The sequence below is a fragment of the Psychrobacter sp. R86515 genome, assembly GCF_042466315.1.
GTDB lineage: Bacteria > Pseudomonadota > Gammaproteobacteria > Pseudomonadales > Moraxellaceae > Psychrobacter.
The window spans coordinates 1,637,599-1,653,748 of the sequence record NZ_JAXHCC010000001.1 but is presented as its reverse complement, the minus strand read 5'-3'; the positions used below and the strand labels follow the sequence as shown (position 1 = coordinate 1,653,748).

The 16,150-nt window shown below is 39.1% G+C and carries 12 protein-coding genes; 1 reads left to right on the top strand and 11 read right to left on the bottom strand.

Annotated features, from left to right (window positions below; all coding sequences use genetic code 11):
• Positions 1 to 6 precede the first annotated feature (6 nt).
• From SJY28_RS07045 to SJY28_RS07010, 8 genes are all read right to left on the bottom strand, one after another.
• On the bottom strand, positions 7 to 1,101 hold the full coding sequence (locus SJY28_RS07045; protein WP_379543924.1) for a hypothetical protein: 1,095 nt from the start codon (positions 1,099 to 1,101) through the stop codon (positions 7 to 9).
• Positions 1,091 to 2,167 (bottom strand): glycosyltransferase, encoded by a 1,077-nt coding sequence (locus SJY28_RS07040; protein WP_379543923.1) that lies wholly within the window; start codon positions 2,165 to 2,167, stop codon positions 1,091 to 1,093. Before SJY28_RS07040 ends, SJY28_RS07045 begins: the two co-directional genes overlap by 11 nt.
• Before the next feature lie 163 nt (positions 2,168 to 2,330).
• Positions 2,331 to 3,404, bottom strand: a complete 1,074-nt coding sequence (locus SJY28_RS07035; protein ID WP_379543922.1) for a glycosyltransferase family 4 protein — start codon at positions 3,402 to 3,404, stop codon at positions 2,331 to 2,333.
• 202 nt (positions 3,405 to 3,606) lie between these two features.
• Positions 3,607 to 4,686, bottom strand: a complete 1,080-nt coding sequence (locus tag SJY28_RS07030; protein WP_379543921.1) for a glycosyltransferase family 4 protein — start codon at positions 4,684 to 4,686, stop codon at positions 3,607 to 3,609.
• A 113-nt stretch (positions 4,687 to 4,799) separates the two neighbouring features.
• Entirely contained in the window at positions 4,800 to 6,314 is a 1,515-nt protein-coding gene (locus SJY28_RS07025) for an ABC transporter ATP-binding protein (protein ID WP_379543920.1), read from the bottom strand.
• A 346-nt stretch (positions 6,315 to 6,660) separates the two neighbouring features.
• Positions 6,661 to 8,682, bottom strand: a complete 2,022-nt coding sequence (locus SJY28_RS07020; RefSeq protein ID WP_379543919.1) for a polysaccharide biosynthesis protein — start codon at positions 8,680 to 8,682, stop codon at positions 6,661 to 6,663.
• 58 nt (positions 8,683 to 8,740) lie between these two features.
• Entirely contained in the window at positions 8,741 to 11,002 is a 2,262-nt protein-coding gene (locus SJY28_RS07015) for a polysaccharide biosynthesis tyrosine autokinase (RefSeq protein ID WP_379543918.1), read from the bottom strand.
• Positions 11,003 to 11,210: 208 nt separating this feature from the next.
• Positions 11,211 to 12,257, bottom strand: a complete 1,047-nt coding sequence (locus SJY28_RS07010; RefSeq protein WP_379543917.1) for a polysaccharide biosynthesis/export family protein — start codon at positions 12,255 to 12,257, stop codon at positions 11,211 to 11,213.
• Positions 12,258 to 12,885: 628 nt separating this feature from the next.
• On the opposite strand from SJY28_RS07010, the gene rluB reads away from it, so the two are divergent.
• Positions 12,886 to 13,812, top strand: a complete 927-nt coding sequence (gene rluB / locus SJY28_RS07005; protein WP_101206234.1) for a 23S rRNA pseudouridine(2605) synthase RluB — start codon at positions 12,886 to 12,888, stop codon at positions 13,810 to 13,812.
• Positions 13,813 to 13,967: 155 nt separating this feature from the next.
• Here rluB and SJY28_RS07000 read toward each other — a convergent pair whose 3' ends face one another.
• The 3 genes from SJY28_RS07000 to SJY28_RS06990 all read right to left on the bottom strand — a co-directional run bounded on the left by SJY28_RS07000 (position 13,968) and on the right by SJY28_RS06990 (position 16,144).
• Positions 13,968 to 14,519 (bottom strand): hypothetical protein, encoded by a 552-nt coding sequence (locus tag SJY28_RS07000; RefSeq protein ID WP_379543916.1) that lies wholly within the window; start codon positions 14,517 to 14,519, stop codon positions 13,968 to 13,970.
• 40 nt (positions 14,520 to 14,559) lie between these two features.
• Positions 14,560 to 15,240 (bottom strand): hypothetical protein, encoded by a 681-nt coding sequence (locus tag SJY28_RS06995; RefSeq protein ID WP_379543915.1) that lies wholly within the window; start codon positions 15,238 to 15,240, stop codon positions 14,560 to 14,562.
• A gap of 175 nt (positions 15,241 to 15,415) precedes the next feature.
• Complete coding sequence (locus SJY28_RS06990) at positions 15,416 to 16,144, bottom strand: hypothetical protein (RefSeq protein ID WP_379544949.1); 729 nt, start codon at positions 16,142 to 16,144, stop codon at positions 15,416 to 15,418.
• Between the last annotated feature and the right edge of the window lie 6 nt (positions 16,145 to 16,150).

Sequence of the window (16,150 nt, the reverse complement as noted above, 5' to 3'; positions counted from 1 at the left end):
CACCACCTATACTCTATTTGAGGAGGACTTTCTAAAAGACGATCTTTTAAGCCTTAAGATATAAAAAAAACTGATATATATAGCCAAATAGTTGTATATCCTTAAACGTACTGCGGTGCCTAAATTATCGTTTCCGATCAGCCAAACACTGCCGTAGAATATGAAAAATATAATGAGAAAACGTACAAAGCTGTCTGCTAACTTAATGTTCTTTAATACATATATGAGCATGAAAAAGAAAGGAACGGTTTCGAGTACGAATAGTACAAGCGCTAGCGGGTTAGTAATGTACAAGCCCAGCATCTGACCCAAAAAGCTAATTATAAAATTAGGTATAAATAGTATAGGATTAGAGAAGCTGAGACCTAGAGTCGAGCCACCTTCCGACTCTTCAAATCCAGACCGATACTCAGTTAGCAAGTCCAAAACGCCTAAATAGTTTGCTGCAAACAGAAGTCCAAGATAGAGAAGACCTAAATAAAAAGCTCTACTTTTAGTAAATTTTATTTTTAAGAAAAGTAGACTAAGCAAGTAGGCATACCCTAAATAAGGTCTTATCTCTATTAAGAAGAATCCAATCACCACAGATAATAAAAAATAAAAGACAGTACCAAAGACACTATGACTACTTAAGAACCACTTTACTGTCAGGCATCCTAATAGAAAACTAAAGGCCATAAATATATCGCGAAATATATCTGTTGAAAAAAAGAATATCGTTGGATGAATCAAGCAAACTAAAAGAGCGTATAAATAGTATTTTTGATTTCTTTTGAACGTTATGCCTGAAAGTCTAACTACCATAATGGGAATAGCTATTAAACTTAGAAAAAATAAGAAATAAGTAGTCAAATCACGCGAATACAAGCCAAAATCGTTTAACCACCTTAGTAATACTGGCCAAATATTTACTGCGGTATCTGTAAAGCCTTCAGCATAAGAGTTATAGTAATTAGCATCGCTGCCACCGCCCAAGTTTATTATTAAAATATCGTATTCCATCAGTACGAATGCAATTATTTTTGAGAAAAAGATAGCGGTAACTAATAAAAATATATTAGAGTTAGAAAATCTCTCGAATAATTGCTGATTATTTCTCATGGTATATTTCCACCCATTCATCGGAAATAATCTTTATATCAAATTTGTCTTTGGCATATTGTCGACCTAGAATATTCTTCTGTTCAATTAATAAATTAGCTTCGATGGCTTTTGCTAAAGCTTCAGGCTTCTGGATAGGTACGATACTTCCATAACCGTCTAATATCTCACGGGCGCCGCTAACATCAGTAGAAACGACGTTTGCTTGACAAGCTAAAGCTTCAATCAATACTGTCGGCAGCCCCTCATAATCAGATGATAAAACGAACGTATCACAAGCACTCATCAACGTTGATATATCACTCCTTCTACCTAACAGAATAACTTCTTTATCTAACTCTAACTCTATAATATGCCTTTCGATTTCTGACCTTAATTCACCATCACCTGCAATAATCAGTACAAAAGGAATAGAATTAGCGGTTTTTAAAAATCTTATAGACCTCAAGAGATTAAGGTAGTTCTTTGCTTTATTAAACCTACCAACTGCTAAGATTACCTTGCAGTTCTGATCTAGCCCGAGCTCATCCTTTATTGCGATTTTTGCCTGCGTACTATAACTAAAGTCATCAAAATTCACTCCGTTATATATAGCTTTCATTCCTTTTTTTGGTACTGCATATCTTGATTCAAAAGAGGCAACTGCCGTGTTGCTGACATTGGTGCTTACATCGGCCAAGCGGTTAGTCAGTCGATAAGCTAGCATACGTAGTGCACCGCCCTCATTGCTACTGTGGGCGGTGGATATCAATCTATTTATTGGAGTTACTATTTTGACTAAACGCGTCAAAATATTTGCATGGACCATATGCGAGTGCACAACGTCAGGCTGATAACTTTTAATTATTTTTGATAGCAAAATATATGCAGCAGGTAGAGAGATTATATTGGTCAAGCTAACTTTCATTAACTCAATACCTTCACATGTTGGTCTAGTAAGTACCTCACCTACAAAATACACAATTCTAACTTGATGCCCTTTTTGGACCATGGCATCCGCCAAGTCACAAACAACTCGTTCAGCGCCTCCTTGTCCTAAGCCTGTAATAACATATAGTATTTTCATTGTTATCCTATAGCTATAAAATTGTTATATGAGTAGGCATACATCCATTATTTTAATTCTATTTATTCTATTTATTCTATTTATTCTATTTATTCTATTTATTCTATTTATTCTATTTATTCTATTTATTCTATTTATTCTATTTATTCTATTTATTCTATAATTAGTCACTCTTTTCTAATAGCTCAATCCACTGCCCTATTATTTCTTTAGGTTGATATTTTTTAGATTTCTCTTTTCCTCGTAAGCCAATTATTTTTCGATCTTCTTTACTATTCATCAGTTCTATCAAGGCTGAAGCAAGCTCATCGATATTGTTTTTCGGTACTAAAATTGAACCTGTACCTTCTAATATTTCTGCAGGGCCTGTATCACAATCAAAGCTAACAATAGGTAGTCCAAAAGCTAACGCCTCAAGCAGCACCATTGGAAAACCTTCAAAACGAGAGCTTAAACAAAATATTTCTGCTTCTTTATAGTATTTACTTACATCCGAAGTCTCACCCACCAAGCTCACTTTTTCAGTTAACTCATTCTCTTCGATAAATTTTGTGAGTTTGTTTCTCTCTTTGCCCTCGCCAACTATGACTAGTTTCCAATCTGGCATAAAGTCACTTACCTTAACCCAAGCCTCAAGCAACATATCGAAACCTTTCACCTGAATCAACCTACCTACTGCCAATACGGTTCTTGTGTTTTCTCGCTTGATATAGTCTTGTGGTGGGAATGGACAAGCATTTTCTATTGCTAAGATTTGTGATTTATGATGCGTGCCGTCTAACCAATACCGCTTATCTCTTTCCGTTAAAGTCACTACTGAATCGCAATATCGTGCTGCTAGTTGACGAGCGACTCTTCTACTTCTAACTCCTAAATCGTGATTAAAATTCAAGTGCTCCCAACATATATGCTTGACCGGTAAGCCTATGGTGGCAGGTATAGTAAATTGAGAGCATAATGTCTCTACTACTATCAATGCATCAATCTCCTCTTCTTTTAGTAGCTTCCTTAATTTATAAATAGTATTAGGAATACGGAGCAACCTATGGTCTGAAAAACTCATTAGAGACACTAGTTTTATTTCTTTATTTATAGGAAAAAAAGGTTTATCTCCATAGGATATGCTGGCTAGTATTACTTCATACCCTACTTCAGATAAGCTATTCGCAAGCATACATCCTACTCGCTCAGTACCGCCCGAGCTATTGACACTACTAATTACTATTAGAACTTTCATGTCGCTCTCCTTATTATTTATTTCTAAAGGCTATAACATAAATGGATTTCATATAAGTAACTTTTATGAATATGCGTAAGCTAAATATTGATCATATCTCATGCTATTACTATTTATACTAAAACTATATTTGATAATTATTACCCGCCCAAAAAATACTAAATCTCTTATCTGGATTAATATAGTCATATAAAAAATAATCTTAGCTCTTTAAACCCTCTAACAAAAAAACCCACTGGCTTATTATTTCTTTAGGTTGATAGTTTTCAGACTTGCCCCTACTTTTTATGCCAATCATTTTTCGATCTTCTTTATTGTTCATTAGCTTTATCAATGCTGAAGCCAGTTGCTTAGTATTATTTTTTGGCACTAAGAGAGAACCCGTACCTTTTAATATTTCTGCAGGGCCTGTATCACAATCAAAGCTAACAACAGGTAGTCCAAAAGCCAGCGTCTCAAGTAATACCATTGGAAAACCTTCAAAACGAGAGCTCAAGCAAAATATTTCCGCTTGTTCATAATATCTACTTATATGAGAGGTATTACCTACTAGGCACACGCTTTCTGTCAATTTGGTCCTTTTAATAAATCCTGTTATTTTTTTTCTATCTTCTCCCTCCCCAACTATGACTAGCTTCCAATCAGGCATAGAGCTATTTACCTGCACCCAAGCCTCAAGCAACATGTCAAAGCCTTTTATTTGAGTCAATCCACCAACTGCCAATACGATTTTTGTGTTTTCTTTTTTGATATATGTCTGCGGTGGAAATGGGCAAGGGTTAGGTATTGCTACTATTTGAGACCTATGATGTGTGCCATCTAACCAGTACTGCCTATCTCTTTCTGTCAAAGTCACTACTGCATCACAATATCGTGCGGCTAATTGACGAGCTAACCTTCTAACAGGTTTTCCTAAGTCATTTTTAAAATTAAAATGCTCCCAGCAAACATGATTGACATTCAAACCCGCTAGCGCAGGTACTGTAAATATGCATGAAATACTATCAACCACAACGAGCGTATCGATTTTTTGCTTTTTTACAAATTGACGTATTCTATAAATTGCTTGCAAAATTCTCTTTTTAAAAGACACACTCTTAGAGTATAAAAAGTGATTTTCTATATTATCATTTAGATTAAAAAAAGGATTGTCGCCTCCTACAAGGCTTAAAATTGAGATATTATAACTTCTTTCGGCAAACCCATTCGCAATTAAACTGGTTACTCTTTCAGTACCGCCAGCGTGATTAAGATTACCTATAAGAAAGCATATATTTTTCATATTTTATCTCTCGAATAAATCCATATACTCTATTGCGTTTATTGTTAAAACTTCATAATCGTTATTTACCATAGAAAATAGTGATTTATGAAAATAATTTTTTATTATTTCAACTATGAATACATAGCCATTTTTTCGAACGTTGGGTTGCTATTTATTAACTGTTGATAAGTGCCTTGTTCAATCACTTTACCTTTTTCCATAAAATAAATAATATCGCAATTTTTTACTGTTTTTAGACGATGGGCTATCATTACGATGGTCTTCTGCCCACTTAGCTCTTGAATAGCGTCCATTATGACTTTTTCAGTAATACCGTCTAAGGCACTTGTTGCTTCATCAAACACCAATACATCAGCTTGATTGTATAATGCTCTAGCTATGCCAATACGCTGTCGCTGTCCTCCAGATAGTTGTACGCCTCGTTCACCAACTTTAGTATTTAAACCTTCAGATAAACTGTCTACTAAGAACTCTAGATGGGCAAGCTTAATTGCCTGTTTTACTCTTACTAAATCAATATCTTTACGACATATGCCAAAAGCGACGTTTTCAGCGATACTACCTTCACTCAAAAATATACTCTGCGGTACGAAACCTATGTATTGCTGCCAAGCCTGTTTGTTTTTTTCATCGATAATTAAGTCATCAAGCATTAACTGTCCGGTATTTGGTGCAATAAGACCTAGTAATAGATCGATAGCTGTAGATTTACCAGACCCCGACTCACCGACAAAACCAACTGTAGAATTGATAGGTATATTTAGATTTATATTATCTAATGCTGGCATTACTTTATTAGGATAGGTAAAGCTAACCCTATTCAGTCGTATAGTCTTAATTTTTGCTAAATCAATTGTTTGACCGCTCGCAATATCTGAAGCAGCACCCTGCTCACTATTTACGGTCAACGATGCAAGCAAGTCTTCTTTTATAGAATAAAAAGCAGCCGTATTGCCTCTAATCGTAGCAACGCTATGGTATATTTGCTGCAAAGCAGGTAATAACTTAAAACCAGCAAGAGCATAAACGGTTAATATAGGTAATACTTGGCTCAAATTCCCTTCGCGTGTTGTCAACAAAACTAAAACTAGCCCAATCATTGCACCAAAAGCTAACAACTCCATTAAATATCTAGGTGCTTGGCTTAATGCTGTATTTACTCCTTGAGCATGCGCAAATAACTTTCCACTTGTCTCAAACTGATGTACAAAATCATGTCTACGATTGTAGAGTAGTACATCTTTGATCCCCCCAAAGCCCTCATTCATTAAACGAAATCGATCAGTTGAGGTAGTAGAAACGTACTCTCCATACAAGGCGATACGCTTACGAATCATTCTGTATATAATTACGTAACCGCTAGCAAACAATACAACCCCTACGGTTGCTATCAATGGGTTATAAATAAAGATACTAACTGAGATAAATACTGCTAATACTAGACGAGCATTCATCTGTATAAATGGCAAAATAATAAAGTTTGTTACTCTTAATGCCTCAGTTGCAATTTGCTTAGTCAATTGAGCGCTGCTTCCACTAGCGTGGAACAACCAGTCTTTTTGCAAATAATAATGATACAAACGATCACTAATCTCTGTACCGACCGAATAAGCAAATAAAGACAAACGCCATGTCGTAATCATCGACAAAATAGACGCTAAACTAAGCATCAACAGTACAAATAGACCCGTTATGAACAAAAAATCTGTATGTGTACTCACACCGCTGGCTACATATATACGATTAAGAATTGCATTGGTTTCAAGCAGCTGCATATCAGCCACTAAGGCCATAAAGGGCCCTATAGAAGCAATTCCCAACAGCTCCATAAATGCCATGAACACCATCATAATCTGCAAAGACAAATAACGTCGTCGCTGGTCTACAGTTAACAGGGCAAACAATTCTTTGGCTAATCGCAACATACTTTTAACCACTCTATTAGTTTACTTACTTCAATTTTTTATTCTATTAACTCACTACGTCCATCAGTTCTATATCTATCTTTTCGGCATCAGCTTCATCGCCTTCTCGGTAGCCTTCAACGAAGGTCCTAAATTGTGCTTTCAACCATTCAGTATCGTGCCGCTTTGATCTTTCGATAAACTCAAATAAGATAGCTTCGATATCTTCCAATGGAAAACTATGTTCCATTGCTTGCATAATGAGTGGATGAAACGTGGTCTCTATATTGTCAGCACCAATGATTAGCTCTTCATAGAGCTTTTCACCTGGTCTCAATCCAGTAAATACAATTTCGATATTACCATTAGGATTGCTCGCATCTTTTAGCTCACACCCTGTCAGACGAATCATACGTTTGGCAAGATCCACGATTTTGACAGGTGCACCCATATCAAGCACAAATACTTCACCACCGAACGCCATGGCCCCTGCTTGGATAACCAAACTGGCCGCTTCTGGTATGGTCATAAAGTAGCGCGTGATGTCTGGATGGGTGATGGTAATCGGACCACCCTGCTCAATTTGTTTGGTGAATAGTGGTACCACAGAGCCTGATGAACCCAAAACGTTGCCGAAACGCACCATACTAAAACATGTATGACTGTTGCTTTGGCTCAGTCCTTGGCAGACGAGTTCAGCCAAGCGTTTAGAGGCTCCCATCACGTTGGTCGGCCGCACTGCTTTGTCAGTAGAGATCAGTACAAACGTATCAACGTGAGCCTTTATTGCGGCACAAGCACAATGGTAGGTGCCTTTAGTATTGTTGATTGTGCCTTCAAATGGATTGGACTCGACAATCGGTACATGTTTATACGCTGCAGCGTGATAAATCGTTTTTATATGGTATTTTTCGAATATATTGATTAATTTTTTTTCGTTACCAACGCTTCCAATGACGCTAACAATCTCAGTATCTTGATATTCAGTATTACTAATGACATTGCTAGTGACGTTACTAGCGACAAGGCTTCTAAGTTCTTGATCGATTGTGTACAAAGCATATTCAGACTGCTCGTATAACACCAAGCATGCAGGTTTATTTTTCATGATTTGTCTGCATAACTCACTACCAATAGAGCCGCCTGCGCCTGTCACGAGTACGTTTTTACCCGTAATGTTTTTTTGAAGGAGCTCAGCAACTGGTTCGACAGTCTCTCTTTCAAGCACATCTAATATATCGACTGGCCGTATATGGCTGACTGTTACGATCTCATCAGCAAGCTCTCGTAAGCTCGGTAAATCCTTTAATTTGACAGAAACGCCTGACAGGCTATCCATAATCTGTTTTTTACGACCACGGCTCATAGAAGGCATTGCCAAAATCACTTGCGCGACATTTAATTTTTCTATTAACCAAGGTAACGCATGAGCAGCATATATTTTTTTACCATGTAGATAAGCCCCTATCAGCTGCGGATCATCATCGATATATGCCACTACATTATATTTATGAGAATGTCTCAAGCTCTCTAATAGCTCTCTACCAGCCGATCCTGCGCCATAAATAATCACGTTATCGCAGCAACTATCTAGGCGACCTTGATTGTCTGGTTTCTGTAATCGATTCAGCAACCCGCGAATCATTAGCCGACTGTTCCATAACCAAATAAAAAATAAGAACAAAAATATAATTGGCGCTGAGCGCGGCATCATTGATACTGGATTTACATAAATGATGAACTGATAAACGATAATAAGTAATAAAAACAACTGTAGTACTCGACCCATCGCCGCATCGAAAAACCCTCTAGAGGCGCCTCTATAAAAGCCAATCAGATATAAGCTGACGACAGGTATCATTGCATAAAAAGCTAATACCGTAAGGCCGATTTGATCATCGACATAACCTTGACGCAATGCCAATGCCGCTACCAAGCAAAGGACAGCAACCGAAAAATCGATACCAAATAAGATAGAGCATTTAGCAAAGCGTGGTAAGGCTAATAAAAACAGCATCATACGCTTCGACCATCGATTGATATCGCTTGGCGTGTGATAAGCATTGTTAGACTCTGTTTTTATAAACATAAGATCCACCTACCTAAGTTATGTCGCTCGTTTGCCATGGACAATGAACAGTAGCTAACTACGAATTGTGTCCATAAGCATAATGGTAGTGATAGCTGTACCTATTCAAAATACTTTGCTGTATGTCATTTAAGATGATGCCATCGACTTGTACGTTTGCTTTACTCATCTGTTTGATGGCATAGACCAGTTGGCCTTCTACTGAATGATCAAATTTGGTGACAATCAGTACTCTGTCTGCGTGTTGTGCCAATACCATGGCGTCTGATGCAGCCAATATAGGAGGCGCATCGATAACGATATAGTCATACTTCGTTTTGAGCGCTGCCATCAAATGATTGAACTTCTCTCCTATCAATAAAGAAGTCGGATTATGCGACGGTCGTCCCCGCGATATAAGGTCAATATGCTCCATACCAGTCGGCTGAATAAAGCTTTCAAGGTTTAACTTAGCCATGTCAGTATCTAATCGAGGCTCATTAACTGTTAGAGAGCTATCTTTATCCTGCAGTAAGTAGTCTGTGAGACCACTGTCTGGATTCAGACCAAACATTTTGTGCAGCTCCCCTAAACGCATATCTCCATCGATAATCAGCACTTTTTTGCCAAGCTGTGCAAATACCTCAGATAAATTAGCCGTAATAAAAGACTTACCGACACCTGGGCTTTCTCCAGTGATTAATATGGTCTGAGCGGACTTTTCATCTGCTGTCTTCGTCGTCTTACCAAATAAAAGGTTTGTCCGTAAATTTTTAATTGCTTCATAACTCAAGCCATTGTGATCAACGTGAGCAAGCATTCGACCAGTATTTTTTTTGTTCCCACCTAGCTTAGATATCGAGGTCGAACGTGGAATCGTTGCAATGACAGGAATTCCCGTTTTAGACTCTAGATGTTCTGGGTCTTTTACGACATTTCTAATTAAGTTTCTGATTAGAACCAGCATTACCCCCAGTACAGTACCTACGAGTAGCGCCAGCAGCATAATTTGGAATTTGTTTGGTGCAATGGCATCGAAAGTACTGGTCGGTCTATCTAGAATACGGGCATAACCAACCTGACCAGCTCTAACGATTTTTAGTTGCTCATAATTTTTGAGCAGCGTGAGGTAAATCTCTCTATTAATGGCTGTATCTTCCGATAACTTTAAGAACTTTCGCTGGATTTCAGGCAGTCCTGCCACTGTGCTACCTATCGCTCCTATTCGACTGTTGAGGACTTTTAGTTGCTCATTTATCTGGATAACGAGTGGGTGCTCATTGGTATAGTAAGTCGTTAAATCCGCTCTCTTTAATTTGAGATCATTGAGCTGCTCATCGATTCGAGACTTTTCATTTAGTAACAGCTCAGCTTCTTTACCTACATCGATGGTGCCGTGCTTTTTACGAAACTCATTAAACTGAGCTTCAGAGGTGTCTAATTTTTCTTTTAATGCTGGAATCTGCGTTTCCATGAAAGCCAGTGTTTTGGTCGTTTCTTCCGTACCACGAGATTGGTTTTGATCGATATAAGACTGGACTATCTGATCAAGTGTGGTCGTGATTTGCTGTTGGTTTGTGCCTGTCATCGACAGCTGAATAATATTGGTTTTATCGCCTTTTTCTTCCACAGACAATGCGCTGTTAATCGCATCTGTCGTGGTCTTTAAGGTCTGCTTAGTGATGCTAATAGGATAACCATCTGTAGGTAGCTCAGTCACCGTAATATTAATCTCACCGTTTACCCCATTGAACTGATGTGGCTGACCTAACTGTCCTTTGAAATCATCTAGTCCATTGCTCAAGACAAATCCTGTTTCAGACTGTGATAGCGTAAAAGATTGGTTTAAATACGCTGGTGACACATCGAACTGATTGATTTGAACCGAACCGTTTTTTGTGCTCAAAGACACACCATCATTTGTATTCAACTGAGTATTAATGCGGTCGTTTGTTATTTTATCGAGATAGCCAATATTAGGATCGGTCAGTTTGATGTCTAGATGTAGCATATCGACGACTGGCTCTAGTATCATCCGAGACCGTATGAGCTCGGCTTCAGCCTCAGCCTTGCTCGCTTCTTCTCCAACCAACTCTGAGATGTTTGCACCAAGCGCATCGACTCCTTGGGAGTTTTCTTCAATTTGGATCAGTGCATCAGACTTGAAGGTCGGATTAATATAACGTGTATAAAAGAAACCTATTAAGAGTCCGACTGCTGCCATGAGCGCTATGATTTTCCAGCCACGCAACAAAACCAAAACCAGCGCCGTTAAGTCGATGTTGTCATTGTCGTTGTCACCCTTAGGTGTCGATAGGTCTTTTGAATCTATATTATTCATAACCATATACCCATTATTCAATGTTAATCGCTTAATAGCTTTCGCTTAGCTTCAAGTCCCTAACTGCCCTTGACTGCCCTTGACTGCAGTTAGATTGCTCTCTGCCTCATCGCACCTTATAAAATCTATCACTCTACTTCCTATTCTTATTTCAATTAATCTCAGTATTGAAATTCAAAGCACATCCAGTATTTTCACTAGCTATCATTTATAACCCTGATATCACGTTGATGGCAGAGGTTGATGGTAGTATCGCGCTAATCACACGATTCCAGCGAGCCAAGCCTGTTGGATCTACATAAAGAATGTCATTGGCTTGCATGTCAAAGCGACTGGCTAGTGCCAAGCTTGTAATGCTCTGCATGTCGACGTAATAGATATTGGTATACTGGTACTGAGGGTTGTCGCGCACGATATATACTTTGGCGGCGTTAGCCGTACTGGAATTTAGCCCATTTGACTCGCCCAATACATGCGCTAAGCTCAGCCCTTGTTCTGGAATCGCCACTGGCTCAATTTTGCCAAATTCACCCAATACGTAGACCTTATTGCGGTTTTGGCTATTGACGTGGATAGAGTCACCATCCCGGAGATAGATTTGATTGGCAGACAGCCCCATTCTTTGTAGTGACTGCACTCCTAAGCGATAGCTGTTGCCCTGACGATTTAGCACAATGTTATTTGAATCGCCTGTCTCAGTAGTACCACCTGCCATAGAGATAGCCCCATATACCGACACTGGCACATCAGCAATAGCAAACTCACCAGACTGCTTCACCGCACCATCTACGAAAAACTTGCTACCACGGTAATTGATGATTTTGACTTGAGGATCTGAGTACTTGAGATAGCGCTGTAGTTTGCTTTGCAACGTAGCGGTGAACTGCGGCACGCTCAGCCCACTGGCTTGAACTCTGCCTATCAATGGAAACTGTATATACCCTTGTTGATCTACCGTTAAGCTAGCAGTTGACGCATTAATATCTGGATAATTGGTAAGGATGATATTCAGCACATCCCCTTTCGCAATGCCGTAATTGACTCGTCCAGAGGTTTTGATCAAATGAGAGAGATCTTGAGTAACAGTAGGCGGCGCTGTACGCGGTAAAGTTGCCAGACTTAAAGGCTGAATATGAAATTGAAGACCGTTTTCTGCGGTAAAGGTGCCAGATTCAGGAAGATTTCCTGACTGAAGTCCTGAGTTGATCGTACAGCCACTAAACAACCCCATTAGAAATAAGCAAAATATGCTCATTACCAAAAAGCGTCTGTGTACAAAAATGAAATATTTATTAACCATAACAGTTACTCATATTTATATTTGTGAATCAAACCAGTAAACCTACCCACAGCATTTATATTCGTAAAAAAGAATATATTTAATAAATATACACCTAAACTATATTCAGTGCAATACATATAATATTCATAAAATAATTAACTGACTATTTTGCAATTTCTCATCAATCCCTTTATTTGCGGCTAATTACGAAAATTAATATCAACTTTCAAATTGCTGAGCGATAAAAAAATGGAAGTAAAAACAGCTTTGTAATAAATAAAGTTTTTATTTTTAATTTGAAAAATTTCAGCTCAATGAAGGATTGTTTCGATTACACTTATGATTGGAACTATCCTTTTAATGCCGGAATAGTGTAAGTGTTTGTATCTATGTAATCATTCATACAATCAGGCACTGAGAATCTTCAAGTCTATATTTCGTATACGACTAATAAACTTTTATTGATTAGCATTATGTTTGTTTAGGCATCAATAACCAGTAAAGTATTGGTTTACGTGCTAAATTTGTTAAAATAGCGTAGAATAGTCAATCCAATTTTTTACATTGAGAAATGTAAACCCACCGACTCAAGGATATTATGATGAAAGATGAAAAATTACAGAAAGCACTCGCCCGTATGGGACTTGGTTCACGCCGTCAAATGGAAGAAGTCATCAAATCTGGCCGCGTAACGGTTAACAATGGTCCTGCGACCATCGGTGATCGCGTCTCGCAAGGTGATGAGATTCGCGTTGATGGCCGTCAAATAAAATACACTTCTGAAAATGAGAAGCGTCGCCGTGTTATCGCTTACTACAAGCCTGAAGGCGAAGTTTGCTCGGCTAAAGATCCAGAAGGCCGCCCAACTGTTTTTGAACGTTTGCCAAAGCTGACGCATGATCGCTGGGTAATGGTTGGACGTTTGGATATTAACTCAACTGGCCTATTGTTATTTACTAACGATGGCGAAATGGCGCATCGCTTGATGCATCCATCTGGTGAAGTCACTCGTGAATATGCCGTGCGTGTATTGGGTGAAGTAACGCCTGATATCGCCCGTGCATTGACCGCTGGCGTCATGCTAGAAGATGGCCTTGCCAAATTTGAAGACATCAAAGAAGGCGGCGGCGAAGGCGTCAACAAGTGGTATCACGTCCAGCTAAAAGAAGGCCGTAACCGTGAAGTACGTCGTTTGTTTGAGTCACAAGGTCTAAAAGTTAGTCGTCTACTACGTACACGCTATGGCACGATTGTTCTACCAAAAGAGCTACGTACTGGCCGTTTCTTAGAGCTTGATAAAAAAGAAATCAACACGTTGACGGATTTGGTCAGCTTGCGTCCACGTTATGGCACGGGTCTACATGGCGCAGCCAAAGAAAAGCAAGAACGTATCAGAAACAAGCCGCTTAAAGCGCGTCGTACTGACACTCGTAGCGATAACCGCAATAGCAGCGCGAAACCTAAAAGTAGCGCTAGCCCTGCCAGCCGCGGTACACGCAACACCCGTGATCGCAATGATAAGCGCTAGTTAAATTGGTTTAACATTATTCTAAGTCTTAAATAGATTTGGGATAAACGTAAAAAAGCGGTCAATGATGAATAGTCATTGACCGCTTTTTTTGCGTCTTTTTATAGGCTTCACAGTTTACAGGCGTCACATTCGCTCAGTATAAATGTAACGGCTCAGCTATCGTGGCTATTAATATAGTGTTTCATAACTCGCAGCTCTTGTAGCTGTTCCTCCTCCATTTGCGCCAGTAGTCTATCCAAACGCTGCTCAATATTATCTAAAACACTCTGCAATAATTCATTAGCTTCCAATCTCTTATCGTTATTCCCATTATTGACATTTATATCCGTTAATTGGTAATGAGTGGCTAGCATTTCGGGTAACCGTGTTTGCAGCATTTTATTTAATACAAACTGCGCTTCTGTTATCGCTGGTGTCTTATGTTGAACATGTAATGCTGCTTGATAAGCGTAATAGCTGCTTACTTTTTCATCGATACGTTTTAACTGGCGTAGTTGCTGCTCAGACAAGTTTTTTAAGTGCTGTTTATTTAACGTTAGCTGCTGCAAGCGTAATGTGGCTAATGACAAGGGCGCATCGTAATCCTGATACGTGAGCACGCCAGGTGAGATACCGACAGCTTTATGAAAAGCCTGCCAGCCTTTTCTACCTAGATAAAAGGTAGTGACGGTCGTTACAATACCGATGCCTATTAAGATACTCATATACGCTTGCTCTTTACCCTTTCACCATTCAACTTTGTATTTATAACTTAATATCTTTAGCGCTCACATTTTCACCAGTTGGGCTTTCAATCGCTTGGATATCTACATTACTGCTCGCATTTCTACTGGCAGTGCTAGTGCTATCGGGCTTTTGAAACTCTGTGTTGCTAGTAGGATTATCAAAACGTTTTTGGAGATAGCGATTGGTTGCAAGTAGTTTTTGTCCGTCTTGATGATATGACGCGTTGAGCAGGTCATCGAACTGTGTGTTAATTGTCTTAAGCACATCTAACAAGGCTTCTTTGCCAGTGACATTAGAATGTTTAATTTTGGTAGTATCAGCAAGCGCGCTATCCGTCACATCTAAATCATGTAAGCGGCGATAGTCAGCGACTGCTTGTGGCACATGCCTATCCATTAAGTTTTGAATCATAATATAAGTTTCATTAACTGTATCTTTGTCATCAATCTTGCCATCATTATTGGTATCGCCATACATGACACGCAACTTTTCACCCTTTGTATTAATTTGATCAAGAGCGGTCTTAACGTCGACGGGTAGGCTTTTTTCAGGTATATAACCCAGTTGCGGCATTGCCTTATATTCGAGCATTTTGGGTGCTGTGACTTTTTTAATGCCACGATAACCTAGATATAGCCCAGCCGCTGGCAACAGCCCATACAAAACAAACATTACGAACATCGCAGTCATTTGGGTCATTATATTGTCCTTATTACTTATCAGAATGTCGTGGCTGATTTCTTATGGTTGTTATTATTAAACAAAAAAATAAGGCTCTATTAAAGCCCTATATTGTTATGCACTGGGTCGATTGTGTTTTTTGATAATACTTAACTTTTGCAAATGTACGAGAGAAAGTGTCATCAGAGAATATTTAACTTTGCGTACGGCTTTTAACGTAGCGGTGGGTTGAGGCAAGGCGGTTTAAGACTGTCTGATGCAATTCATCCAATAATTCGTCAAGCTCATAATCAATCTCTAAGAACAAATCTGTCAGCATATCACCGGCAGTCATCTTGCCCTGCACCATATTATTTTTGGTGCGATGCGGACTAAAGCGTTGTAGCTGCTCATAATGATGTAATGCTTCAGGGATACTTTCGGACACTAATTTATCGATGACGAACTGACGCTCGTTATGCTGCTGCTGTTGCTGTTCGTTCAGCTCACTACTCCACTCACGATAACGCTTTAGCTTACCGTTGATACGATCTAATATCGCAACGGCTTCGATAGGCATGGCATTTAGGGTGGCCTCATCGACCACATCAATAAGCTCAGTCATAATCGGACAACGTCCATGTTTGAGATACCACAAGGTATCTGGGTCAAAAGGCGGTCTATTGGTTGGGCGCATTTGAGCACGATTACTCAGATAGCGATCAGTCAAAGGCGTGGATGATTGGCTATCACTCACTTGTGCCAACGCATCACATATACGGTTTACACGTTCAGGCGGAGTTAGTGTAGAACGCTCTTGTACTGCATGATTGCTATCACTATTAGCAGCAGCATCCTGTTCATGATTGACGCTCATCTCCTGAGCATTCTTTGCTGCCAACGTCGGTAGGTCATCTTGAGCTTGCCCAAATGACTGTAGCATTCTTGT